Origin of the sequence: Micromonospora chersina (assembly GCF_900091475.1) — a bacterium.
GTDB lineage: Bacteria > Actinomycetota > Actinomycetes > Mycobacteriales > Micromonosporaceae > Micromonospora > Micromonospora chersina.
In genome coordinates this window covers 1,111,933-1,136,249 of the sequence record NZ_FMIB01000002.1, presented here as the reverse complement: position 1 = coordinate 1,136,249, position 24,317 = coordinate 1,111,933, and the positions used below count along the sequence as shown (strand labels likewise).

Genomic DNA, 24,317 nt, shown 5'->3' with positions numbered 1-24,317 from the left:
AATGCAGGTGGGTCAGCCGCTCTTACCGCTACTTGCCTAGACCCGCGCCTAGTTCGGTCCTGAGCCGGCGAACCAGCTCACGCAGCAGACTAATGGCTTCCTCGTCCGGGGAACCGTCGGTTGCAGGTTGGAGGCTCCTCACCCGTTTAATCAAAGCCTCCGCCACTTCGATCGTCGCCTCGTCGCAGAGCAGGTACAGCGCGGACCGCGCATCCTGGGCCCGCGCCCAATCCGTCCCCTGGCTGGTCGCAGTCGGAAGGGCCGCCTCAACCCGTCGCCGACGATCGTAGATAGCCCCGGTGGCGCCGATGAAGCCGATGGCAGCCTGGAGTTTCTGGTCGCGCAGCCAGCGCTGGTGTTCTCCACGTCGCTGAAGCCATCCCCCTAAGGCAACGCCGGCTAGCCCGAGCAGGGCGCCGATTGCCCCGGCCAAGAAGTTGCTCACGGGCTCAAGGTATCTAGCTTCATCAACTGCACCGCGACGAGACAAGGTAACGGCCAGTTGTTTCGGTGAGCCAAGGTTAGGAGGCGAGCCGCTGCTCACTTGTGAAAGGTTGGTGTGGCAACCCATCGGCCTCGATACTGGCCGGATGGCGGAATTGACTCGGTGGACGATCCACGGCGAGCGAGTGGTGGACGACACCCGACGGGCGCGGTTGAGCCCGCGACGGCCGGCGTCATCGAAGTGAGCCCCTTCGTCCCGTACGCTCCGACGCCGCTCGGCGACCAGAGCGACCTCGACCTGCTCGCCACCGACCAGCGGGTGCGCGGGCTCGTCCGGGAGGCGCTGCGGGAGATCATCGCGGCCGAGTGACCCGTCGAGCAGCACCGGCTCGCCCGCCTGGTCCTCGCCCGCTTCGGCTTCCTGCGGACCCGGGAGGACCGACGCCTCGCCGTGCTCGCACTCGTCGACGTCCGCAGGCTGTACGACCACCCCACCGTGGGGCGGTACGCCTGGCCCGAGGGGACGGATCCGCAGACGTACCGCGCGTACCGGGTCACCCAGGCCAGCAACGACCGAGCCTTTGAGGAGGTGCCGCCCGAGGAGGTCGCCAACGCGTTCGTTGACGTTCTGGAGAGCGTGCCGAGCATGGGCGAGGAGCGCCTGCTGCGCACGGGGCTGGAACGCCTCGGATACCGGCGGCGCACCGACAAGATCGACAAGCTGCTCCGGTACGGCCTGCACGTCGCCGTGACCAGCGGCCGAATCCGGTTCGACCAAGAGGGACGCCTCACCCTGGGTTGACCTGGGTCACCGATGTGACCGCGCCTCAGCGGAGTCCTCCCCGCCTACGCCGGCCGACTTCCGCGTGCCCATCCGCCGACGGTGAAACGGGGCGTAGCGGTTCCGTCATGTCCGGTAGCGCAGGTCGCGATCAGTTGCCCGATGGGCCGCGACGCGCGGCCGCCGGGCCTCGAGATCATCCCGAGATTCGCGTGGGTCCGCCTCCGAGGCCCCGACAACCTGCAGGCGACGGCGGACGAGGCCGTCGTCACGCCACTGACCGTGGAAGCCCGCGATGGCATAAGCGATGGTCGAGATCATGCCCCGCGCTCGATCGCCTCCGAGCGGCAGGGAATGCACCTGCCAGCAGGCTGGCCGATGTGCCCCGGACGCGAGCAGCGGCGGCCACCACCGGTCATGGGCGGCGCCGTGCCGCCTCGCTCGGCGCAACCCAGAGCGCGGGCCTGCTTCCCCTGCCAAGCGAACCGGTCGCGATTCGGCGCCCGCCCGTCTTTCTTCGATTGGTCTTCAAGGCTTCGGGTGACACCCTGTCTGTCACCCCCGATGGCCGAATCTGTCACCCTGCCCTGCTGATTTGTCGCCCCAGAGGCGGTTCCCGTCCGCCTGGCTCCGGTGACCAGGCGGTAGACGCGGGTGGCGATGCCGACGACCTTGGAGACGGCCAGGTGGCCGAGCTGCACCAGCTTGGTGAGGCATCGCTGCGCCGTCCGCTCCGAGCAGCCGGCGTAGTTGGCGATGGTGGCGACGGAAGGGCAAGCCTTACCTTCATGATTGGCGTGTGCGGCGATGGCGATAGCCACGGCACGCTCGTTCTTCCCAAGATCTCTTGTCGCGAGAAGAGCGACTTTAACGGCAAGACTCATGGCGTCGGACCTCCTACGTCCGTCGGGGCCGGGGGTAGGTGTTCTGCACCGACGCGGCCGAGCTTCCAGTGGCATCCCACGCCGCACAAGCGGCGGGTTTAGTGATCCACGCTCACCTATCGCTGAAGGTCAAGTCGCAGCGGCGAGGCGGGCGTCCCATCCGGCCGCCGACTGCGGCCGAATCGAACTCGGCGAGGAGCCGCACCGCCCGAGGCCCGATACGGCGCGCTGAGCGTTGGACGTCGGCCAGGCGGCGCGGCGGGGGCGGCTACATGCAAACATTCCAGGCCGGACACGCTCAGCTGCGCGGTGGAGGTGATTGGTCAGGTGAGTAGGGGCGAGTAGGAGGTCCGCGAGGCTGAGCGGACTCGCCGCGGAGCTGCCACAAAGCGCCGACTCGGCTCAAATCGGAACCGGCGGCGTGGCCCAGGCGGGGGTGGCAACGGGCACGCGCACCGATGCGGCGGCGAGGTGCTGGTGCGACAGGCGGGCGCGGCTGGCCGAGCAGCCGCTCAGGATCAACCGCATCTTCGCCGGCTATGCCCTCAGCAAACCGTCTACACGTGTAATCCGTCAGCGTCTGGTCGGGGAGCCGCCAGAAATGCCGCCGTGAGGACCGAGCCCGTCACCGCAGGCCGGGCGAAGCTGATGGACGACCTGGAGGGTTTGCCCGGTAGCTCTGGCGGCTGTCGCCTTGCCCGTACGTTGGAAGCTTCGGTCTTCCTTCGCGCCGGCGACATTTGGTGGGTCGAGGATGAGGTGTTGTACGTCCAGCGAGACGCCCCGGCGATGCCGCATCGCGGTCGCCTCGAATGGCGCCGGAAGTGGTAGCGCGCGGGGTCTGGGCACACCGCCGCGCATAAGACACCGCGAAGTGTCGTGAACCAGCGACGAACCATGGCAGCCCAAGATGCGCTGTGACTAGGTGCGGGCTTCTTCCGCTGGTAGCGAGACAGCGGCTCTTAGTTCCGCTTCAACGTCCGACAACGAAAGCTCGGCCCCGGTTCAGCGTGGCCGTTGTCCTCGACGTGCACGACGTCAAGCTCAGGGCCGTCCTGGTCTCGCTTCCAGCGTCCGTACAGACCAACGGCCAGATCGCTGCTGCCCGAGATCTCGCCGGGCCCTACGTAGGTCAGCACGTCGTTGTGGTGGCCGTATGTCACTCATCCTGGACCGGGATCGAGGGTGAGGGTGCCAGAGCCTTCAGCAGGTGAGTCGGCGTAGACCCGGCCGTACTCGCGCAGGATGGCGGCGCCTCGACGCTGCAACATCCCGGCCTGCTCGATGAGCCGACAAGGCGCGGCGGTACTCCGGGCGAGGAGGTGGAGGTTACTGAGGGCGTCGTTCCGATCACGTCGGTGTCGGAAATCCGACGCATAGACCGACATGTCATCCGTCATATCCTTGAGGGCTTTGCCTCGGGCCGACGGCCCGGCGGACAAACACTGGCGTACGTCGACTGACTTGGAGACGAGATGCTGTTGACCCAACCGGATGTGCTCAACCTCGTCCACCAGGCCGCCGGCCGGTGGGCAGACCAACTGATCGACTTCGGCCCACGCAACACGCTGCTCTACTTCAAGGAGCGCCAGGCAACCACCCTCGATCTCGCGGAGGCAGCTGCCAGCGCGGTCGCCGACCTGCTCCTTGGGCAAAAGGTCCGCCTGCGGACGCTGTTTCCGGACCAGGACCGTCACAACACCGCCTGCAACACTGCCCGCAGCCTCCGCCGGAAGCTGGTCGAGCTGGAGGAGGAGCAGGGCATCCAGGCCGGTTGGGTGACCCGCGGCCTGCTCTGCATGGTCGGCCAGTACACCCGGGGGTCCGTGCCGATGCAACCGCTGCGGGCGCCGCTGATTCTGCAGCAGCTTGCGCTGGACAGCAGGACGGCGACCGAGAACGACTTCACGCTGGAGCTGTCGGAGTCACCCGAGATCAATCCCGTCCTCCTGTACGCGCTGGAGCGGCAGTACGGCGTGGAGGCGGATATCAGCGCCCTCGGCGAGAAGCTGAGCGCGATGCTGTCCGAGGTCGCTGACCCGGACCAGCAGCTCGGTGCTGCATACGAGCTGATCGCCGAGGCAGTCGCTCCCAGTGGCCTGTCTCTCCGGCTGGAGCCCGCGGTGGTTGCCGGCGTCTTCAGCTTCGACAAGCTGCCCATGGTCGAGGACCTGCGCAACTCGGCCGAGCTGCTGGCATCACATCCGGTTATCGGCGCGATGGCGGGCGACCGGGACGCTCGGCAACAGCTGCGCACGGAGCAAGTTCAGGGGTCAAGCTCCAGTGCCGATCGGATCGATCCGGCCAAGGAGTTTCTGGTCCACGACGCGGACTCCTCTCAGCAGTCAGCGATCGACGCGGTGCTGTCCGGCCGGCATGTGGTCATCGAGGGTCCACCCGGCACGGGTAAGAGCCAGACGATCGCGAACATCATCGCGTACATGGCCGCGATGGGCCGCAGCGTGCTGTTCGTCTCGGAGAAGCGGGCTGCCATCGAAGCGGTGATGAACCGCCTTGGCGACGTCGGGCTCGACAACCTGGTGTTCGACCTGCACGACCGCAAGATCAGCAAGCGGCAGGTCGCCCAGCGCATCGCCAACGTCCTCACCCAAGCCGGCGCCGAACCCCCCGTCGACACCGACGAATTGCATCGCCGACTACACAGCCGCCGGGCCGCGGCGAAACGGCACCCGGCGGAGCTGCACGAGGTACGGCAGCCCTGGGGCATGAGCGCTTTTCAGGTCATCGAGCAGCTCCTCGCGCTGCCGACCTGCGACGTCAGCGGCTACAACCTGCGCGCATCCGAGCTGCGGAACCTCGACCGGTCGAGGATCGAGTCCGCGCGGGAGGACCTTCGGACGTTTGTAGATCGTGGCGGCCTGAGGATCTGGCGCGGGGAGTCGCCGTGGGCGAAGGCCACTATCCGCAACTCGGACGATGTCGGCGAGGTGCTGGTACATCTCGACGGACTCGCGGCCGGCGCCTTGCAGGGCGCACAGCGGCAGATCCGGGACTTGGTCGATCGGGCGGGGCTGGACGTGCCGGACGACCTCGGTGCCTGGAAGGATCTGTTCGACCTGCTCAGCGAGGTCGACCGCACCATCGCCAGCTACGGCGAGCAGGTTTTCGGCCCGGATCTGGACGACCTCGTCTATGCGACAGCACCAAGCCGGTCCCGGCCGCGCCGGCCGGAACCGCTCGGGATCTTCCGCCGATTCCAACTGCGTCGCGAGCTGCGGCGGACTTGTCCGGCCGCTCCCGGGAAGCGATCCGAGATGTATCAGGGCCTGGTCGCCGCGGTGGACCAGCGTGAGCGGTGGCGAAAGCTCAGCCGTCAGGACAGCGCACCCATTGCTCTAGCGGGGGCTGACCTGTGCATGTCGTCCTTCACGCAGGTGCGTAACCACCTCGCCGCGGTGGCGGCATGCGCCCGGATCGACGGCCTCGAGCGCGGACCGACCACCAGTGCGGCCAACACCCTCGCCGAGTTGAATGCCGATCGCGAGACGTTGTTCCTGATGCCCGAACTGAACAAACAGCAGCAACTCTTCCGGTCGTTGGGACTGAGCCACATGCTCGATGACCTGGCCGCTCGGCAGGTCTCGAGCGACGAGGCAGCCGACACCCTGTTGCGCTCCTGGTTGCAGGTGGTCCTTGACGAGATGCGCATGCGAGTCCCGTACCTCGGTCAGTTCGTCGGGCAGCAGCATGCCGCAGTGGTCCAGGACTTCCGCGTCGCGGACAGCCGGCACATCGAGATGGCCGCCCGGCACGTGCGCCGCAACGTGGCAGTGAACCTCCGGAAGGCCCGAGACGCCTATCCTGACCAGAACGGCCTCGTCCGGCGGGAGGCGGCCAAGAAGAGCCGGCACCTCTCTCTTCGGAAGCTACTCAGCAGCGCACCGGAGGTGCTGCTCGCCGCGTTCCCGTGCTGGGCCATGTCACCACTCGTGGTCAGCCGCATCCTGCCGCCCGAGCGGTCGTTTGACGTAGTCATCTTTGACGAGGCGAGCCAGATCGAGCCGCACGACGCGGTCGCGTCGATCATGCGTGGCACCCAACTCGTCGTGGCCGGCGACCCGAAGCAACTCCCACCCACGCCGTTCTTCCGGCGTCTCGTTCAGCAGAGCCCCGGTGGCGAAGACGATGATCTCGGCGACGACAGCCTCGAGGACTACGAGTCCGTTCTTGACGTCCTCGGTGGCCTGATCTCGGACAGGTACCGCTTGACCTGGCACTACCGCAGCCGAGACGAGCGTCTGATCGCGTTCTCTAACGTCGAGATCTACCACCGGTCCCTCGTCACGTTCCCTGGCGTGCAGGTCGACAGCCCGCTGCGTCTGGAGACGGTGGATGGCCGTGTCGCCCCCGGTCAGAGCGGCTCATCAACGGAGGAGGTCAACCGGGCGGTCGAGCTGATTCTCGAGCACGCCGAGCAGCGACCGAACGAGAGCCTCGGCGTCATTACGATGGGGCAGAAGCACGCCCTGCGGATCGAGGCGACCCTGCGCAGCCGACGCCGCGAGCATGAGCACCTCGACGACTTCTTCTCCCAGGACCGGGCCGCGAGCCAGCGGTTCTTCATCAAGAGCCTGGAGAACGTCCAGGGCGACGAGCGGGACGCCATCATCCTGAGTATCGGCTACGCCAAGACCAGAGACGGTCGACTTCCGCTGCGCTTCGGACCGCTCAACCAGGAGGGCGGCGAGCGGCGCCTCAACGTCGCGGTCACCCGGGCGCGGAGTCGGCTGACCGTGGTGAGCGCCTTCTCCCACCACGACATGGACCCGAACCAGACCGCGGCAACACGGAACCGCGGACCCGAACTGCTCCGCCGTTACCTCGAGTTCGTCGACCTCGGCGGCGACCTCGGCGCGCGACAACACACCGGGGTCGAGCTCAACGGCCTCGAACGCAGCGTCCTGAAGGCTCTCCAGCAGCAGGGCATCAACGCCGTGCCGCAGTGGGGCGTCTCCGGCTACCGCATCGACCTGGCCCTCGCCCACCCAGACCAGCCCGGCCGCATGGTCCTCGCTGTGGAGACCGACGGCCACTCGTACCACCAGGCACACAGCGCCCGGGACCGAGACCGGCTACGTCAGCAGCACCTCGAGCGCCTCGGGTGGGAGTTCCACCGGATCTGGTCGACCGACTGGTACGTGGACCCAGCAGGCCAGACAGCACGGCTCGTCGCCCGCTGGAAGCAGGCGGTCGACCGCGCCAACAACGCTGCGAGGAGCCGGCCGATACTGGCAGCACGGCGGCCCGTTCGGCCACCGTCGCCGCCAGCGTCCCGCCCTGGCCCGCGTCCCGACGTGCCGATCGGCCTGCGGATCACTGATTACACCCGGGAACAGCTGGTACAGATCTGCACCTGGCTAGTGAGCGACCAGCTTCAGCGTGATCGGGATGAGCGCCTCCAGGAGGCCATGACCGAGCTCGGCTTCCGTAAGAGGGGCTCAATCATCATCCAGCGCCTGACCGAAGCACTCGACATCGCGCAGCGGCGCGCCGACCAGGAGGTTTCCTGATGGTGGCCCTCGATCTGCTCACTCTGGAACGCGTTGCTCGCCTGATCTGCGATGTCGATGGTCCCTACGAGCGGACCGGTACGCAGGTCGAGCGGTTCCTGCACCGGGTCCGGTGGCCTGGCGATCCGCAATACGACGGCTCTCCGCGGATCCCCTGGCTGACAGAAGTGCTCAGTTCCCATGCCGACGATGCCGCCGCACTCGACCGGCTGCTCTGTCGCATCGGTGATCCGCTGGAGTACGACGGCGGCGTCGAGGCCGCCGAGCCGATCGCGCAGGAGCTGAACCGCATCCTGGCTCCTGAACAGCTCACCATTACCTACGTCGGCGGGCGCCCCGTGCTCGGTCAGCTCAGCCAGACCAGTGACGTTCCCCTGTACGGGCCGCCGCCGGACCTCCACGAGCGGGTGCGACGACTAACCCGCAACAGCAAGGCGGTCGACATCCTCATGGCGCGCGCCGACGAAGCATCCATCTGCCAGAACAACGGAGCCTACGCACTGGCGATCATCGGCATCGGCAGCTTCGTAGAAGGCCTGCTGCACGTCGTGGTAACTGACCGCGACGAAACCGTGCGAAGGAACGGCCTGGTCGGCCGGAACGGCCGACGGATTCCGGCCGAACGAGCGGGCCTTCACCTGCTCCTCGAGTACGCGCATCGACAAGAGTGGGTCCAGACCGACGCCAAGGACTTCATGGAGAAGGTCCGGGACTACCGCAACTTCGTCCACCCCCGTCACCAGATCGACTACGGGCTCGTGCCCGACCTGGACACGGTGCGGATGTGCTGGGCACCTGTGCACGCGCTCCTCAATGACCTGGAATCCGCCCCCTGACCACAGGCCTATCTCGTCTATCAGCCAGCAAGCGGACCGACCTCTACTTGTCCAGATGCCGGCCTCGGCGCCGCCGCCGCGACTCCAGCCTCCGAGGAACGAACGAGATGCTGGAGTCGTAGGCGGAGGCGAGCGGGCCGCATCAAGCAGCGCGGCGACGCCTTCGGTGGAACCACTCGCCTCTACCCCTCGGGACGGCACAATGCTCGGATTCAGAGCGGTCTTTACGACCCACCGCGAACGCAACCATCTGCAGCCACTGGTTCGGGAACAACTCGACAGGTGGATCGCGAACCCCAAGGGCTGGGATCCCTCTGCACTTCATGAGAACCGGTGGGCGACCATCGGCGACAACGTCAGGGCCCTGCTACTGCAGCACGAAGGACAGGACGGATCGGCCTCCACGCGCGTACGGATCGTCGAGACGAAGCCGGACGGCCAGTGGATCACCCAACTAACCGTACATGCGCCCAACGCGAGAGAGCGTGCGGCTTGGGCTTGGGTCGACATCGAATCCCCCGACCCCAACAGCGAGGACCCACGCAGCCGCCCCCGCCGCGCCGGCACCCCCCGCTTTCTCGCCCCCATGCTCGACATCATCGATGCCTGGGACGGTCCCGCACGCCTCACGACGCGACCAATCGTCATCCGCGGCGACGAAGTCGACGAGGTCCACCGAGCGCTCATCGACACCGAGCGACGAGGTGTCGTCTTTGTCGCCGGCAACGACGACTCGCTGCCGTCAGTCCCATGGACGAACCGGATCGCCAACCTGACCCGTTTCACCATCGGTATGGCCTCGTGCTACGTGCTGGACGGGGAGGCCACACAGTTGCTCAACGACCGGCTCGGCCAGGCGCACGCTGTACTGCCCGGCCGGCTCCGGACCTATCGCTCTCAGGTTCAACCGGACTCCGTCGTTGACGGGCTGCGGCACCGGGTCTTGAGCGCCGAACGGATCGCCGACGACAACGAACAGCCCCGGCTCGCGCGGGTCCTCGCCTCCAATGCCCAACTTCAGGCTCTCGAACAGCCGCTACCCGCATCGGTGGCGCGGGTACACCGGATGCTGGAACGTATCGCCGACGACATGTTGGTGCACCGGCTCGGCGACGTCGGTTCGAAGCGGCCATCGCTCGTTCCGTTGCAGCCGCGGGCGGCGGCCGTCGAGACGCGAGAGAGTGATCGCCGGCAAGACGACGTCAGCGCGCAGCAAGGCATGTTGCTGGACTACCTGAAGATCAAGGTAGGAATCGATGACCTGACCGTCGACCGAATCGACGAGCTCGTGCGTTTGATCGAGGTCGGTCGGTCATCGCAGGAGGCACAGAAAGACATCGCATCACGACTCGCGCAGCTCCAAGCCGAACTCGATGAGACACAGAAGGCGTATCACGAAGTCAAATGGCAGCTGGATGATGAGCAGATCGAGAACCGGGACGCGGTCGACCGCCTGACCCGGTCTGCGGAGACTGAACGGACGCTACGCCACCGGCTCGCCTCTATGGGGCAAGCAGAGGCGGCCTGGACGGCACAGCCATCGGAAGCGGACGTCTCCCGCCCGGACAGCTTCGGCGAGTTGCTCCGTTGGCTGCCAAGGCTCCAGCACGTCGTGTTCACGGGCGATCCTGACTGCGCTGAGGAACTCGACAGCAACGACCCCCTGGGCGCCTGGGCTTCGAAGACCTGGGACGCGTTGTTGGTGCTCCAGGACTATGCAGCGGCGAAGGCGGACGGGCGCTGGGATCGGGACGTGCATGGCTTCCTGGAAAACACTCCGGATGGCTGCCACGAGTGGCCGACGCGACGACACGCCCGTGACGAGAGCGAGGAGGTCCGGACCAACCCGGCGTTCTGGAGAAAGCGGGTTCTCCCCGTGCCGGTCTCCGTCGTGCAGGCGGGCAGGATTTTCATGGGTGCGCACTTCAAGATCGCTCAGTTCGCAATGATCAGCCCCCGCATGCACTACTACGACCACGCGGCGCAGAGCGGACGGATCTATGTCGGCTACATCGGCCGGCACCTACCGACCGGACAAACTAACTGACACAGTGGCGGCACGACTCGTGGCTAGTGGGAAGTATCTTCCATTTTCTGCTCCTGCTGACCTTGCTGCAGGCGCGGTGGTTCGTTCCCCTGTCCGACCGAAGGTGGACAGGCGCCCGTAGGTCGCCTGGTTCAGTGCGTTGATGGAGGCCGGAGCGGCGTACAGAACGTCGTACCCGGCTGACACAGTGACCAGCGGCCTTGTGGCGGTGGCGACGGCCATGAGGATGTGGGAGTTGCGAGGGTGGGGGAGTTGATGACAGCGACTGTGCCGCTGGATGCGATCCAGAGCGACCGGGCTGCCGGCGTTCTCCTCGCTGCGGCGTGCGGGGACGCGCTGGGCGTGCCGTACGAGTTCGGACCGGCGCTTCCGGCGAACGAGCAGCCTGAGATGCGCGGTGGGGGACTCGGCCCGTACGCGCCGGGTGAGTACAGCGATGACACCCAGATGGCGATGTGCATCGGGGAGGTGTCCGCCGCAGGGGCGGACCTGCGCCGCAGCGACTCCCTCGACCGCATCGCCGGCAACTTTCTCCGGTGGAAGCGGGAAGGCGCCAGCGACATCGGGGCACAGACCCGCAAGGTTCTGGACGCGGTCTCGCACGTGAGCGGGCCGGGCATTGCCGCGGCGATGCGAGACGCAGCCGCCGATCTGCACCGGCGGACTGGCCGCAGCGCCGGTAACGGGTCGCTGATGCGGACCGCGCCGGTTGCGCTGGCCTATCTCGGCGACCCGGAAGCGCTCGCGGAAGCCGCCCGCGCAGTCAGTGAGCTGACCCATTACGACCCCTTGGCCGCGGACGCGTGTGTGCTGTGGTGCGCCGGGATCCGCCGGGCGGTGCTCGACGGGACCTTCGACGGGGTACGCGAGGGTCTGGACCTGCTGCCCGCGCAACGCCGTGACCGATGGTCGGGCTGGTTGGCCGAGGCGGAGTCCAAGCCGCCGGAGCAGTTCCGACCCAACGGTTTTGTCGTCCCCGCGTTGCAGGCCGCCTGGTCGGCGATCACACACACCGATATCCCGGACCACAACCCGGGCCATGGCAGCTTCCCCTGCCAGCATCTCGAACGCGCCCTGGCGGCAGCGGTGCGCGTCGGCGACGACACCGACACCGTCGCGGCGATCGCCGGGGCACTGCTCGGCGCCAGGTGGGGCTCGTCCGCGGTGCCCCTGGCCTGGCAGCGCGTCGTTCACGGCTGGCCGAGGCGGCGCGCGGCGGACCTGATCCGCCTGAGCGTGCTGACCGCCCAAGGAGGGCGTGCCGGCCAGGGCGGTTGGCCGGGCTGCGCCCGCGCGCCACGGCAAGCCGTTGCACCGTTGATGCAGGCACACCCGCACGACCCCGGGGTGATCCTCGGCAACCTCCACACCGACGCAGCCGCAGCGCGCGCCACCGCGGTGATCTCCCTGTGTCGCGTTGGCTGCGACGATTTCGACGACGTGCCCGTCGCCAACAGGGTCGGGGCGTGGCTGGTCGACCAGCCCGGCGCCAACGCACACCCGCATTTCGTGGTCGATCAGGCCGCCCGCATGCTGCTCGAGCTGCGCAAGGAGGGCCATGTCGTGCTGCTGCATTGCGCCGCCGGTCAGAGTCGCACGCCGGCGGTCGCCGCCCGCTACACAACCTTGACCACCGGCACACCGGCGCGCGCCGCGCTGGCCGAGCTGCGCGGCCTGCTCGACACGCACGGCTGGACACTCAACCCGGAACTGCGGCAGGTCGTCGAAGAGCTGTGACGCGCTACGCCGCGGCTGCTGTAGGCCGCACAGGCACAGGCGAGAAGCCAGCTGCAAGCGAGGCCGACCTGTGACTCCGCCCATGAAGGGAGCGGCTGCCGACGCAGCCCATCCTGCCTCGTGCGGGCCCCCGTCCCGGGCCTTGCAGCGCGAACTCTGCCGTCGGGCCTGTCTCGAAGCGCTAGCGCGCAGACCGATAGGGGCCAGCGGCGGCCGCCGGTGCCCGTCCGACTCCCGAACTCGCCGGCATGCGTTGGGCGATTCTGGCGCAGCAAGCGTTAGATTTCTTGGCATCGATCACCGCGAGCCCTTTCCTGTGGAGGTTGGCGTGGCCGGGATGCTGTACTACCCGTTTGCAAACGCGCCGGTGCCCGTTCTGCAGCAAGCGATCTTGTACTGGGACGATCTCGCTACGGTCGTCGCCCCGGGATGGGAAGACCGGTTGACTGACCGGATGAAGGAAGTTCAAGACGCAGGCCTTTATCGGCCGCTCGAGGCGCAGCGGGCGTTCGGGCCCTTCGAGCTGCACGAGATCGAGGTGGAACTTGACCACGCTCTGAAGCAAGTACCGCTCGACGCCCTGAATCCGCCAACTGAACCGGCGGATGGTGAGTTCAGCACCCTTCACGTAGACAAGCTGCATAAGAGTGTCGTGAAGGAACTACTCCAGCAGAAGCTGGTCTACCCGCACCGAGACAGCCCGTCGCGACTGGTCGCCGCGCCAGCCCTGCTGAATATCGTCGTCAGCCTCATCGCCCGGCGCATCGCTGCCGACAACAACGCTCGGTCGGGCTGCACCGGCCCACAAGGGCTACGCCCACACACCGACATCACCGCGGCCCATCAGCTTGGCACTGAACCGACTCCCGGCTACGACGTAACAGCGTGCTGGCAGGTCAATGTGGGTCCACTCCTGCCGGTACCACGAGCCGACGTGATGGTCGGTGATCTCGTGCGCTTCAGAACGAAGTACGACCCCGAGCGGCAAAGACTGATGCTTGCCATCGACGAGCTCCTTCACCAGCTCGAGCAAGCCGGCCGCCACCCACAGGATGCCTTTCGCCTGGTGGAGCGTGAACTGGCCGACGCGACAGCGGAACTGGCTGCCGCGGCACGCAGCACGAAGTGGAGTTGGGTGACCCGTCCAGTCGCGGCCTTTGTCGCCCTTACCACCAGCTTCGCAGCATCCGCGCAACCAGATCTGAACGTACCTCTGATGGTGCTATCCAACGGAGCGGTCAACCTCGCAACGACACAATCGCGGCGCGACGTGAGTAGGGGTGTCACCGACTACACCTACCTGCATCGGACGCAGAAACTTCTCCGAGGGGCCGCCTGAGAAGAACGGACAGGCACGAGCAGTCCACTAGAGGGCGGCCCGCTGCTCGGGCGCGTGCCATCATCCTCGCTGACGCCCGAACAGGGTGGCAGGGTCAGCCGGCTGAAGACTGTGCACCTTCGGGAGTACAGCAACCGTGGAGACGGCGCCCCAACCGCTCTCGGCCGGTACAAGCCGCTTGACCTCGGACGTAGCCGCACCAGGAGCCACCGCCAAGAGTTCGGGACGAAGAGGTTAGGCCCCGCCGGTCAGACGGCCGGCGGGGCCTAAGCGGGGCCTGACCTCTATAGAAGCGAGACCGGGATGGCCAGGCCCGCTACGCGGGCTGCTCCACGTTCGGACGTGTCCGCTCCACCCAAGCGCCACGTACGGCGTCACGAGGCCCGCCATGCGTCCCGGGCTGATGAAACGGGCGACCAACGAACTGACCAAGTCCGAGTAACAGGTAAGCCCTCTTGCGGTGCTGGTGACGCTCGGCGCTGCATAGACCCGCACTACGGCCCGATCCGTTGCTGCACCCAGTCGTGCTACCGGTATTGGCATGGTTCGTCGAGCACGGCCAGCTCGCCACCCAGCTGGCGGCCCTCATGTCGGCGATCGACGATCATGCCCTCGACCACGCTTACGGGCCCAACCTCGCCGCGACAATCGACGCGCGCGTGGGCTTACCGGGGGTTACCGCGGCAACCGTGTTAGGCGAGCTGGCAATCCTGCGTCCGCGTATTCAGGAGCTGCCGCCGATCCTGCGCCGCATCGCCGGACGTCGAGCCACAGCCGACGGGCTTCGGGTGTTCCGTGGTTGAGCGGCAACGGCCTGCTTCACACGCGTGTCGTCGTCGCCTCACTAGCCCAGCGAGGTCTGCTCCCCATCGCCGATCCGCGAGACGTGCGTGCCGTCGAGGACATACAGCTCACTTGGCGCGTGACACCCGAGCGAATGCACCATCCAACGGCCGCTGCCTCGCGAGCATCTGGGACTTCGCCTGAATTTGTTCGGCATTGCTCTGCCGGCATGCTGATCCGTCGCCGCGATGGTGCCCGTGAAGGAAGCAGCTTGCACACCGTCGGCGATTCCGGCCCGGTCGCCCGACCCGGTATGACTTTCAGCTCCTAGCTCTCCGAGCGTTGGAGCCGGCGCCAGCAGATGATGGCACAGGCGAGAGCGAGAAACCCTCCGGGTGGGCCGAGCAGGGCGAGGTTGGGTGGCCTGCACGAACGCCAGGTGGCCGGGTTCCGGATCTTGCGCGGGGGGCGTACACGTTGGCGGAATGGTGCCCTTCTTGCCGCGCTTGATCTCCCGCCAATCCTCTAGCGAAGCGATCACGTCGTCCGCAATCGGCTTGGCGGTCGCTTGGTTTGAGTCCATGATGCGCTCCCACCGTGCCAGCAACTTGAGCATCTCACGAGTGATGAGGACTTGTGGGATCCCGCTGCCTCAGCTCGGCGCGAATCGCGTCCGCTCAATTGGGGTAGCCGTGCCGGCCATCGCAGCGGGGGACGGGTCGCGAAGGTGTGGACCGACAGCTCGCCACCGGGCTGGAGCACAGCCTGGACGAAGTCCGGGATGTTCGTGGCCGCAGCTTACCTTTGGCGCTGCGCAATCGGGCTTTCGCTGGCTGATGTTGCGTGATCCGGTGCCTCTTCGCGATCCGGCGCTTGCCGCGGAGGGTGCGGCGTCACTCTAGATAGTGTATCCGTGTCCCTGTCGTCCGACAGGTCAGCAGATGCGGGGCCGGCAGTGGATACGGCGGGAGGAGTGGACGGGGCGATGGGCGGTTGGCTCGCCCCGGCCGGCCGCTGTTGAAGCCGAGAGAGCCAGGACTTGTCGGACATCGACACGTAGCGCGGCAGGCCTAGCGTTTGTCGGACCGCCACTAGCAGGTACACGTACCGTTCAAGGTCATCGTAGGTGGCGACTGAGCAGACCCATGCGGCGAGATCACCCTTGTCCTTGCCGAGCGGCACGATCCGCCATCGGCCTAGGCGCCAGTGCCGCTCCTCGGCGGACGCGTCGGGGTGCTCCTCGTAGTAGCGGTTCAACATTTCGACGGGCAGCAGATCCTCAATCTCCACCAATGCGCCTTCGTCTCCGCGGTCCAGCGGATCGAACTTAGTGGGTAGTTGGTAGCGCTTGAGATTGTGTTTGCGAGCGATATCCATCGCGGCAGAGCCGGGAGGGTCCCGGTCGAACAGGCCAATCCCGTTGATGCCGTCACGCCGGAGGTCGAGAAGGCGGTCCACGACGGAGCTACCACCTCCGGTGCGGCCGACGGGCGACTCAACCTGAAGCCCGTCGAGCAGGCGCCATCCGTGTTCTTGGAGGGCGAGTTCGGCGGCCCGTCGCAGGTAGACCTCGTCGGTTTCGCCCTCGACCATCAGGACGGCGTCGGTCGGCGCGACGGTCGCCTGCTCTGCCTGGGCCCTGAACAGACGGAGCAGGTGCGGCGTGACGTCACCTGAGGTGATCTTCCGGTTGAGATGACCGCCAGCCATGTCTCCACTGGTCTCCAACAGCTCCGCCATGCTCGTCAAAATGGCTTCGAGCGACCGCGCGCCCTTGGGGTACGTGCCCTGGAGCAGGACTTCCGTGAATGACTCGTCGCAGGCGTCCGCAAGCGGCGGCATCGACATCCGACTCCAGATCATGGCGGCGACGAGTAGCAGATCGTCCGGCCGCCGATCAAGATGTGGAATGCGGAGGTAGCGATCGTATTCGTCGTCGAGCGCCGAGGACGTTTCACTCCCGACCTTGGTCGCGGTGAGGAATAGGCCGCGGCAGTTCCGCCGGCGCGCGACGATTTGGCGCAACGTTGACGCCTGAAGCTTGTCGCAGTCGTCCACCACGACGATCGTGTCGAGGTTACCTTGGCTGAGCCGCTTCATGATCGGACCGAAATCGTGGTCGGCCTGGATGCGCTCGTAGGGGAGATCCAGTTCTGTGAAGGCCGCCAGCGCCGCCGCGATGAGTGTTGACTTGCCGCCGCCGGCTGGTGCCTGTATGAGCACGAACCGGGAGTCGCCACGCCCGAGATCGTTGATCAGGTCACATGCTTGGACGAGTTCCGGGCTGGCCGCCACGACCTGGACGGGGACACCGCTGGTGCCGAAGTCACGCCGCCAGCCGGTGGTGTCCCGAAAGCGTTGTGCCCATTCCGCCTGTCTCATCGGCCCGGGGGTCGCCTCGGCGGCATTGTGGCAGGCGTTGCCCGGACCGGCAAAGGCCCGGCAGGTATGGAGCGGGTGGGCTCGTCCGTCCTGGCAGGCTTCTTGTCACTGGAGAGCCCGGCTGGAAGGCGCTTTGCATCGGTCCGCCGGTCCCAAGGGAGCAAGCTGCGATAGTTGATGCCCACGAAGATCGGGATCTCCATCCCGACCTGGAGTTCAACCGCCGGACCTAGGAACGCGAGTGACACCCGGATCTCCGTCAGCAACTGTGGCATGTAGCAGACCCATACATCGCCTTGGCGTCGACGGGCTACCGCGCGATACGGCCTCGGAGTGCCGTCGTCGCTGGTGAGGACTGCCAGGCACCCGACCCGCCGCCGGCTACCTGCCGAATTAGCCTCTAGTGCCGCAAGGTGCCTGAGGGCCGCGTGTGGCTCGGAGAGCTGGAGTAGCGCCCAGACGAGGCAGAAGTTGACGAACGCGCTGTCCTCTTCCTCGGAGAAGACCAGCCGAGCTTGGAGGATTCGGCTCCATTGCTCCCACTCCTCGCGAGTGCAGGAGGCGTATACCGGGTCGGCGCCGCCAACTCGGCCACCGGGAAGGTGCGCGTCCATCCAGAGACGATGGGCGAGTCCCATCGCGACTCGGCTGCGCCACACGTCCTCGTGCACAGTCAGCAGCCGGTTCAAGCCCTGCTGGGCCGTGGCCGGCGACTGCGCACGGCGTGTTCTCGAGTCGTAGACCTGGGTTCTGATGATCTGGCAGTAGCCAGAGAAGTCACCCGTTTGGCGCATCTCCTCGGCTAGCTCAGCGCTGACAGTATGCCGCCCCTCCAACTCGGCCAGCTCGATGCGACGGTGCTTAAATCGCTGGACCTGCCGCGGCTCCAGCGGCTCCTCCACCGCAGCGTCCAGGATGAAGGCCATCCGTTCGATGAAACCGATCCGCTCGACGTCCGAGAGCGCCGGGATCTGGTTGACGACATCTCGGATCGTCCAGAAGTTGACGTCCAGCGGAAAGAAGCTTGTGTGGCCGAGGGCGCGGGTGCGCCCGACGTAGAGGTCTACCAGTTCTAGCTCGTCCGCGATCGCCTTGCGAAGGGTCAGCACCTCGGGAGACGCGGGCGCGGCCTGGTACACCTGCTGGAGGCGGCTCAGTTGGGCGCCAATCTTGTATCCGTGCGTAGCGGCCCGCGTGGTCAGAAGGTTGTTTAGCTCGAGGTTCCGTATATCCGTTGCACGGCGGGACTGGAGCACCTCTTCGGCTTGTTCCAGGACCTCAATGGCGTCGCCAATATGGCGCATTGAGGCGTCGTAGTCGGCGTCACGGTTGGCCAGTAGTCGCAGGGCCTGCGCCTCAAGGAGCAGCAGCTTCGGTATACGTACCTGAAGGCCCTCCCGAATCCGCTCAAGTATCTGCGCCAGCTGCTCGATGCTGGCTGGGCTCGAATAGAAGTCGGCATAGGTGCCGCGCGGACCGACCAGACGTAGAATCTCGATGCAGTAGTCCTGATCGGGGTCGTCACCCGGGAAATTACTTCCGTTCCATTGGACTGCGTCGACAAGGCGATTGAGGAGACCCATCTGGTCCGGTGCCGACGGTCGCACGATCCCCAACGCAAGACGGGCGAGTTCGTTGTGGTCGGTGTCCAGCACCAGGATCCCGTGCTCGTCCACGACCTCGTCCATGAGCTCCGAATCGCCAAGATGTCGGCTGAACGCAGCGTAGTGCCGAATGAAGTCCGTACCGAAGGTCCGCAGTAGGAGGTCGACGGGGATCGGCCGCTGCAGCCGCGCGCAGAGCAGGGCGAGATCAAGTGCAGTGCGGGTCGCCTCGCTATGCGCGAAGGGCGAGGTCGCTGCCCCGTCGTCGTCACGATCGAAGTCGATGCCAGGGAAGAGCTGGCTTGCCACGGCCTTCAACTGTTCGCGAAGTTCGCTGTCGCCTGTGGACCTGGGGTCTTCCGCGGCCGCCCGTCCAGCTACGTCAAGGGCGCGGGCCAACCGGTCGTATGCCTCTCCAATCCGCAGCCGGACGTTTCCCTGGGCATCGGGCAGCAGCCGGTAGAGCAGCAGGAGGAAGTGCGGGTCGCCGATGACAGAAGTGGTGAGTCCATCGGTTCTCTGACCCTGCTCTTCGAGATACTCCCTGAACTCGGTAATTTCCTTCGGCGACAACCGGCGTTCCATCGAGACCGACTTGTAGTCCGGCTCGCGGTCGCCGGTAGACCTCGGATCGTCGTCCGGTCTGAGTTGCCCCGGACTATGCCGGGCAGTGCCAACCACTACCGCATTACGGCCCGCTGCGGCGAGCGCCTCGGCTAGCTGGACGTACTCGGTATTGTCGATCTCGTCGGCAAGCACGGCCACACCTGGAGCTCCGCGGGACTGCAGGAGGCGGCAGACCCGTTCGATCGCCTCGACCTTCAACCGGCCGCCTACGGGGGCAACGTAGAGAACGACGTGGCCACGCTGCCGCAGGTGCACCGCTAGCCAGTGAATTATGCGGCTCTTGCCGGAGGCCGGCGGACCTGTCAGCAGGATCGGGCGGCGCGAATAGTTGACCGTGTACTGCTCGGTCGTATCTATCGGGTTCACCGAGCCGAGCTCGGTGAGCGCGGTCTCCACCTCCGCCGTCAGTTTTTCGCTGACCTTGCGCTTGTACAGGAAACCCCGGACGATCGCCGACCAGTCGGGGGGACGCTGTGCACCTCGGAGGAACTGGCGGAACTCCGTCCGCATTTCGTCCGGCGAGAGGGGTGGCGGGGTGGCGGTAGCGGCGTCGTCGAGGACTACCACGGACTGCGCCACGCTGCGCCATTCCTGCGCCGTCAAGACGATGCGCTTGTTCTCACCCGGCCGACCGAAAGAGATGATGTGGTCGTCAGGTGAAAGTGCGGTCTCCTGAGCCTCCGTGAGCCTTCGACCCGCGTCTGTCGCGGCGTTGTCCCGGAGGAAATCGGGCAGGGAGCCCTCATGGAGTACGAGGGCGTCGCCGAAGCCGGCGAAGTCGGAGCGCTTTACCGGCCTTTCGTGGCCAAGGAACCAGTGGACCGAACCGACAGGCAGAACGCTGCACGCGAGCTCCACCAGGTCGAGCGGGATCCAGTCGTCCTCGCCGACACCCGCGATGACGACCATGCCGGACGCCGCGAGGAAGGGAAGCTGCCGGAAGACCGGTGCCACGTCGAACGCGCGTCGCTGGCGTAGCGCCATAGCGGTCAACGGGGGCAGGTGAGACGGCGCATCCTCGTCGGTCGATCCGAAGAGCCGGATGACGGTGAGCGAAGCCGGATTTGCTGACGCAGTCAGAGATCTTGCCTGAGAGGGAAACAGCACCCGTAGTCGCCGGCCGGAGTCGCTGCCCACCTGGTTGAACGCCTCAATGGGCAACGGGTCGATGGCGGAGATGGCCGCGATGCTCCATGGGCACCGCGCGATTTCGAGCAGGTCTTCGTCGGGTCGGTGCAAGCTGAACGCCCGTCGGACTTCTTCGACCCGACTAGCCGTCTCCAGCTCCTGCAGCTGCTCCTGCAGGGTGGGCCGCTCCACCGCGCCAGAGAGGGCGGCGACGTCGCGGATGAGGTTGCCGACGAGGCCGGTGCTGTGTCGCTGACCAAGGACGAGGGCGGCGCGACCCGCCGCGATCGTCGCGAGAAGAGCACCGGCCGTGCCTGGGCCGATGCCGGAGCCTTCTCCTGCGTTGCTGGATGAGCTGGTCACGGGTCCGTCCGGTAGGGATCCATCACTAGACACCCTAGCCTAATGACCTCGTGCATGGTTGACGGTAGATGCAGCACACCGTCGACCTAAGCTACGCGATTAAGCTCAATGGTGGAGGTTCGACCGCCATGTCGGTTTGGGGCACCCTGCTCAATCAGGCGACCGATACGGTCGCACGCGCCGTCGCCGTCGCGCTGATCGTCAAGGCCGACCGCTACCGCCCGGACGGGTAGTGCCCCCCTCGCACCTGCGACGTCGGGGCTACCTACCCCTCGACGCCGCGAGCGCGATCTCCGTCCGGCGCAGCCCTGGGCCGGCCCGGCTGCCGCCAAGGGGACCGCCCCCGGCGATTACTAGAGATCGCTACGTCCGCGCAGCCAGGCGAAAATCGGACAGTCTGCTTTGGAGGCTATGTCCCTGCCGGAACTCCGGCTCGGCGACCTCCATCGGCTTGCTCGATTCGTCGACCAGCTTGATGCGGTCGCGGTGGCACAGCATTGTCCAGGCAAAACTGTCGAGTCAAGCGGTCGCGCGGGGACTCGGACTCGCCCGGGCTGCTACTACTATTAGCCTCCACAATCGCGTGAAAAGTCGGTTGTGCCGGATCAGTTTCGGCTCGGCTGCGAAATGCTCCACACAATGTGGTCCAGCAATCAAACCGAACGCGCCGACCTGGGCCGCGGCTGTGGCTCCCTGGCCTGACCGATGGCGTCGCTCCCGTAGGCCGCTCGGCCGCCGGTTCGCGTGGCGAGGCCGTGTACTCAACTCTCGGTGCTCTGCCAAGACTTGGCCGACCCCATCGATGCGTTCTTGGGCGCGAAGTCATCCGAGACCTCGCCAGCTGGCCGCAGTCCATGCCGGAAACTAGGCCAGTCACGCTCTTGCCTGTTGGGCCTCGTGGCCGCGGCCGATCAGCCACGAAACGACCAGCGCGGTTCCTGCTTCAGCGCTGAATGTAAGGCAAGTTCAGCCCCGATTGGTGCTGTTGGCGGGCGCGCCGCTTGCCATGCGGGTCGCCGCTTCTAATGTCGCAGCCCAGGGAAACGCCCTCTGGCGACTGCTGCCGCTGCCGGCCGGGTGAGGCTCCCATCCGTAATCGGCCCCGAGGAAGACCTGTACGCGCTCGTCGCGGAGGTCCGCCACCGCGCGCTGAAACGGCGCGCGGGCTGCCAGAGCGGCGTTGACGAACGGGACGACCACTGTCGGAACCTGCCGGCCGATCAGCTCGGCGACTGTTGTCAACGCGTAGTTATCGGCGATGCCGAGGGCGATCTTGCTGATGGAGTTGTAGGTAGCGGGGGCGATTATGAGCGCGTCCGCGACGGGGAGCGAACGGTGGTTCCGATCGGACGACCGGTAGGTGGACCGGACCGGGCGCCCGGTCAGCCGCTCGACCGCTTCCGCGTCGATGAAGTCGAGGGCGCTGGGGTGGCGGTGACAGCCGTTGTCCACGACTGTTGCGTCGCGTTGGTGATCAGTTGAGTCACGTCTGCGGCGGGCCCGGCAGCGCAGACGACGATTTGTAGGTGGCCGTGAGTCATAGGTGCATCCCGGCTTGCTGGGCGAAGTCGATGACGGCGGTACGGACGTTCCCGCGGGTGAGGACTGCCTGGTCGTTGACAATGCGCTGCACCGCCGGCCGACACCGTATCTCCTCCGGTGCCACCTGGTAGGCGCTGTAGTGTGTTCAGGCCGTGCTCGTAGCGACCCCACTGGGTAGGCGCGGGCCACGTCGACGAATAGGGATGCCTTCCGTTCGGCGAGGCTGATCTTGTCCAGTGGTACCTGGCGGGTGAGGGCTATGGCGGTGCCGGCGTCGCCGAGGGTCAGGGCGATGTTGACGCGGTGCAGCAGAACGTTGGTGGCGCCAAAGCCGGTCCATCGTTCGTTGCCGTCGTAGCCGAGTTGTATGGCGGCGCGGGATGCCTCGTCGAGCATGGCCGCGGGCGGGCTTCGAACGCCGGCTCAGGTCACGACGCGGACGCCGGGCCAGCGTTCGGCGGGGCGATGGCGGGCGAGTCGCTGCCGGGAGATCTCCGGGCTGACCCTGTTCCGGTTGCGCCGCCACACCCCGTCGAGCAGGTCGTCGAGGCCGTGCGGCGCACACACCGCGATCTGGTCGTACGCGTTGAGGCGTACCGCCACGGCGGTGGCGTACTCGGGCCAGGTGGCAACGGCATCGGCGATGGTCCGCAACGGCGCCACCGGACCGCCGCCGAATTTGGCCGGGTACCAGGTGTGCACGGCGGCCTGGTTCTTTGCCTCCCACGGTGGCTCCGGCCAGGCCGCCACGAGCCGCCGGGTGGCCCGGTCGTCGTTGTCGCGGCTCAGGTCCGCCGCGTCCAGGAACACGACGTCGACGTCTCGCACCGATGACGGGTCGAATCCGTCGCCGTACCGCTCGCTCCAGACCAGATCGCGGATGGCGCCCGCGCCGATCCAGGCATCGGGCAGTCCGGAGTCCCGGACGACGCCGAGCGCCCGGATCAGCCACGGGCTGCGCTGGAGGAGGTCCAGCAGTTCGTCTTCCCGCATTGTTTCCCCTCGTTGCCGCTGTTGGGATTCCTGGTTAGTCGAACAATCGGCCCACGAGGGCACCTTGGCCGGACTGCAGGACGTGCGCGGTCCGTAAGGGTATCCAGAAGCACTCGAACCGGGTGAGCTGCTGCTCGCCGTCGTGGTCTTCCTGGCTCGCCCACCGCTCGGGCGTCGCCCCGCGCAGCGTCAACTCGAAGACGTGCCGACGCTGGATCTCGAAGCGGAGCGGGCTGATGTCGTACTCGACCTCCCCCAGCTTGCGCACGACGCTGAGCCCCGTCAGCCCGGTCTCTTCGCGGGCCTCCCGTAGCGCCGCGTCCGCCGGGTCCTCACCCGGGCGGACGCTGCCGCCCGGCACTTGGATGCCCACCTCCTCGTAGCTGAAGTCGCTGTGCCGGAAGACGAGCAAGTGCCCTTCCCGCACGACATAGCAGAGAACCTTATTGGTGATCACCTTCTCGGGCATGGCACCTTCCTCCACTCGTTCCTGGGGCGTCTACCCCGGGGTCTGGCAGGTGCGGATCGGGCAGGGCCGGGAATGGCTTCCTGGGCCGCTTGGGCGAGGGTGGCCTGGGTGGTGGCGGGGAGTCCGAGCCTGTTCCAGTGGAAGATCACGTGCAATGCGATTACTGCCCGCAGGCCACGGGTGAGTCTGCCCCTCTCCCGTTGGCGGTGTAGGGCTGCGCCGGCATGCGCGAATGCGGTGTGCCAGTCGCCGGCGGTGCGAGGTGCGCCGAGCAGCAGGCGCCGAACGTCTCCGGTGAACCTCTCCCACCTGCGGGCATCAGTTCTGGGTGCCTGGTTGAGGTGTGCTGCGCGGTGCCCGACGACTTGTGCCCATACGTCACCTTGCTCGTTGAGGTCCAGCCCTGCTGCGCGCATCAGGGCGGATGCACAAGATCAGGGAGTGTTCGCGCCGGGTGGTGGGGTGCTGGTGGAGGTAGGTGAGGAGGTGGCGGCTGTCGTGGTGGAACAGCATGTGGGCGGTGGTCATGGCGTCGTGGCCGCCGAAGGCATGGGTCTCGGGTTCGTAGATGTCGCCAGCCCAGTTGACTCCTTCGGTGAGTAGCCGGCGGGCCCGGTCTCCGCTGTCTGGGCTGTCTGTGAGGAGGTAGCGGGTGCGCCAGGCGCCTTTGCGAATGAACCACCAGCAGGTGATCAGGCCGGCTGTCTCGGCGGCGGGAAGTAGTCGGCTGAGGTGGGTGACCGCCTGTTGCTCGCGCTCTCGGGCGGTCTGGCCGGGGAAGGTGATGTTGACCTGGTGCCAGGGGGTGTGGTCCACGGCGGCTCTTT

General features: G+C 66.7%; 17 protein-coding genes and 4 pseudogenes. 10 read left to right on the top strand and 11 right to left on the bottom strand.

From position 1 onward, the window contains the following. Nucleotides 1-28: 28 nt before the first annotated feature. Nucleotides 29-445: a hypothetical protein gene (locus tag GA0070603_RS05210; protein WP_091307899.1), complete on the bottom strand. Its 417-nt coding sequence runs from the start codon at nt 443-445 to the stop codon at nt 29-31. Nucleotides 446-590: 145 nt separating this feature from the next. Here GA0070603_RS05210 and GA0070603_RS31115 point away from each other — a divergent pair. The 3 genes and pseudogenes from GA0070603_RS31115 to GA0070603_RS05205 all read left to right on the top strand — a co-directional run. Next, nucleotides 591-662 (top strand): annotated as a pseudogene (locus tag GA0070603_RS31115) (NUDIX hydrolase); the annotation flags it as partial. Between the two features lie 23 nt (nt 663-685). After that, nucleotides 686-814: a hypothetical protein gene (locus GA0070603_RS32340; RefSeq protein ID WP_279627477.1), complete on the top strand. Its 129-nt coding sequence runs from the start codon at nt 686-688 to the stop codon at nt 812-814. An 81-nt stretch (nt 815-895) separates the two neighbouring features. Continuing rightward, on the top strand, nt 896-1,246 hold the full coding sequence (locus GA0070603_RS05205; protein ID WP_091307895.1) for a hypothetical protein: 351 nt from the start codon (nt 896-898) through the stop codon (nt 1,244-1,246). Between the two features lie 105 nt (nt 1,247-1,351). Here the strand turns inward: GA0070603_RS05205 and GA0070603_RS31110 are convergent, their stop codons facing one another. From GA0070603_RS31110 to GA0070603_RS32335, 3 genes are all read right to left on the bottom strand, one after another. Continuing rightward, nucleotides 1,352-1,546: a hypothetical protein gene (locus GA0070603_RS31110; RefSeq protein WP_139131816.1), complete on the bottom strand. Its 195-nt coding sequence runs from the start codon at nt 1,544-1,546 to the stop codon at nt 1,352-1,354. After that, on the bottom strand, nt 1,543-2,109 hold the full coding sequence (locus GA0070603_RS05200; protein WP_167544496.1) for a helix-turn-helix domain-containing protein: 567 nt from the start codon (nt 2,107-2,109) through the stop codon (nt 1,543-1,545). Before GA0070603_RS05200 ends, GA0070603_RS31110 begins: the two co-directional genes overlap by 4 nt. A gap of 402 nt (nt 2,110-2,511) precedes the next feature. Next, complete coding sequence (locus tag GA0070603_RS32335) at nt 2,512-2,637, bottom strand: hypothetical protein (protein WP_279627476.1); 126 nt, start codon at nt 2,635-2,637, stop codon at nt 2,512-2,514. Nucleotides 2,638-3,584: 947 nt separating this feature from the next. Between GA0070603_RS32335 and GA0070603_RS05185 the strand changes: the two genes are divergently transcribed. From GA0070603_RS05185 to GA0070603_RS05160, 6 genes are all read left to right on the top strand, one after another. Next, complete coding sequence (locus tag GA0070603_RS05185; RefSeq protein WP_091307881.1) at nt 3,585-7,640, top strand: PDDEXK-like endonuclease domain-containing protein; 4,056 nt, start codon at nt 3,585-3,587, stop codon at nt 7,638-7,640. Beyond that, nucleotides 7,640-8,476 (top strand): hypothetical protein, encoded by an 837-nt coding sequence (locus tag GA0070603_RS05180; RefSeq protein WP_091307878.1) that lies wholly within the window; start codon nt 7,640-7,642, stop codon nt 8,474-8,476. Before GA0070603_RS05185 ends, GA0070603_RS05180 begins: the two co-directional genes overlap by 1 nt. A 202-nt stretch (nt 8,477-8,678) precedes the next feature. Then, the gene (locus tag GA0070603_RS05175) at nt 8,679-10,523 is read left to right on the top strand and encodes a hypothetical protein (RefSeq protein ID WP_091307874.1); all 1,845 of its coding nucleotides are present in this window, start codon (nt 8,679-8,681) and stop codon (nt 10,521-10,523) included. A gap of 255 nt (nt 10,524-10,778) precedes the next feature. After that, nucleotides 10,779-12,260: an ADP-ribosylglycohydrolase family protein gene (locus tag GA0070603_RS05170; protein WP_091321577.1), complete on the top strand. Its 1,482-nt coding sequence runs from the start codon at nt 10,779-10,781 to the stop codon at nt 12,258-12,260. A 337-nt stretch (nt 12,261-12,597) separates the two neighbouring features. Further along, entirely contained in the window at nt 12,598-13,599 is a 1,002-nt protein-coding gene (locus GA0070603_RS05165) for a DUF6236 family protein (protein ID WP_482805285.1), read from the top strand. Between the two features lie 509 nt (nt 13,600-14,108). Further along, nucleotides 14,109-14,402, top strand: a complete 294-nt coding sequence (locus GA0070603_RS05160) for a hypothetical protein (protein WP_167544495.1) — start codon at nt 14,109-14,111, stop codon at nt 14,400-14,402. Nucleotides 14,403-15,180: 778 nt separating this feature from the next. Here the strand turns inward: GA0070603_RS05160 and GA0070603_RS05155 are convergent. Further along, the gene (locus tag GA0070603_RS05155; protein ID WP_091307865.1) at nt 15,181-16,764 is read right to left on the bottom strand and encodes an ATP-binding protein; all 1,584 of its coding nucleotides are present in this window, start codon (nt 16,762-16,764) and stop codon (nt 15,181-15,183) included. Continuing rightward, on the bottom strand, nt 16,761-20,486 hold the full coding sequence (locus tag GA0070603_RS05150) for an ATP-binding protein (RefSeq protein WP_091307862.1): 3,726 nt from the start codon (nt 20,484-20,486) through the stop codon (nt 16,761-16,763). Before GA0070603_RS05150 ends, GA0070603_RS05155 begins: the two co-directional genes overlap by 4 nt. Nucleotides 20,487-20,554: 68 nt before the next feature. Here GA0070603_RS05150 and GA0070603_RS31105 point away from each other — a divergent pair, with 68 nt between their 5' ends. Beyond that, entirely contained in the window at nt 20,555-20,719 is a 165-nt protein-coding gene (locus tag GA0070603_RS31105) for a phosphodiester glycosidase family protein (RefSeq protein WP_139131813.1), read from the top strand. Nucleotides 20,720-21,452: 733 nt separating this feature from the next. Here GA0070603_RS31105 and GA0070603_RS05145 read toward each other — a convergent pair. From GA0070603_RS05145 to GA0070603_RS05125, 5 genes and pseudogenes are all read right to left on the bottom strand, one after another. After that, nucleotides 21,453-22,027 (bottom strand): annotated as a pseudogene (locus GA0070603_RS05145) (flavoprotein). Beyond that, a pseudogene (locus GA0070603_RS31920) lies at nt 22,024-22,442 on the bottom strand (hypothetical protein); the annotation flags it as partial. The pseudogenes GA0070603_RS31920 and GA0070603_RS05145, both read right to left, overlap by 4 nt. A gap of 9 nt (nt 22,443-22,451) precedes the next feature. Further along, on the bottom strand, nt 22,452-23,021 hold the full coding sequence (locus GA0070603_RS05135; RefSeq protein ID WP_091307859.1) for a nucleotidyltransferase family protein: 570 nt from the start codon (nt 23,019-23,021) through the stop codon (nt 22,452-22,454). Between the two features lie 34 nt (nt 23,022-23,055). Next, nucleotides 23,056-23,490 carry an NUDIX hydrolase gene (locus tag GA0070603_RS05130; RefSeq protein WP_091307856.1) on the bottom strand — a complete coding sequence of 145 codons (435 nt, stop codon included), beginning with the start codon at nt 23,488-23,490 and terminating at the stop codon, nt 23,056-23,058. Then, nucleotides 23,475-24,306, bottom strand: a pseudogene (locus tag GA0070603_RS05125) (thiopeptide-type bacteriocin biosynthesis protein). Before GA0070603_RS05125 ends, GA0070603_RS05130 begins: the two are co-directional and overlap by 16 nt. Nucleotides 24,307-24,317 lie beyond the last annotated feature (11 nt).

Excerpts from the sequence above, each read along its gene's own strand:
- GA0070603_RS31110 (WP_139131816.1), bottom strand. The coding sequence starts at position 1,546 with ATGATCTCGACCATCGCTTATGCCATCGCGGGCTTCCACGGTCAGTGG.
- GA0070603_RS05200 (WP_167544496.1), bottom strand. The coding sequence starts at position 2,109 with ATGAGTCTTGCCGTTAAAGTCGCTCTTCTCGCGACAAGAGATCTTGGG.
- GA0070603_RS32335 (WP_279627476.1), bottom strand. The coding sequence starts at position 2,637 with ATGCGGTTGATCCTGAGCGGCTGCTCGGCCAGCCGCGCCCGCCTGTCG.
- GA0070603_RS05185 (WP_091307881.1), top strand. The coding sequence starts at position 3,585 with ATGCTGTTGACCCAACCGGATGTGCTCAACCTCGTCCACCAGGCCGCC.
- GA0070603_RS05180 (WP_091307878.1), top strand. The coding sequence starts at position 7,640 with ATGGTGGCCCTCGATCTGCTCACTCTGGAACGCGTTGCTCGCCTGATC.
- GA0070603_RS05175 (WP_091307874.1), top strand. The coding sequence starts at position 8,679 with ATGCTCGGATTCAGAGCGGTCTTTACGACCCACCGCGAACGCAACCAT.
- GA0070603_RS05170 (WP_091321577.1), top strand. The coding sequence starts at position 10,779 with ATGACAGCGACTGTGCCGCTGGATGCGATCCAGAGCGACCGGGCTGCC.
- GA0070603_RS05165 (WP_482805285.1), top strand. The coding sequence starts at position 12,598 with ATGCTGTACTACCCGTTTGCAAACGCGCCGGTGCCCGTTCTGCAGCAA.
- GA0070603_RS05155 (WP_091307865.1), bottom strand. The coding sequence starts at position 16,764 with ATGAGACAGGCGGAATGGGCACAACGCTTTCGGGACACCACCGGCTGG.
- GA0070603_RS31105 (WP_139131813.1), top strand. The coding sequence starts at position 20,555 with ATGCAGCACACCGTCGACCTAAGCTACGCGATTAAGCTCAATGGTGGA.
- GA0070603_RS05135 (WP_091307859.1), bottom strand. The coding sequence starts at position 23,021 with ATGCGGGAAGACGAACTGCTGGACCTCCTCCAGCGCAGCCCGTGGCTG.
- GA0070603_RS05130 (WP_091307856.1), bottom strand. The coding sequence starts at position 23,490 with ATGCCCGAGAAGGTGATCACCAATAAGGTTCTCTGCTATGTCGTGCGG.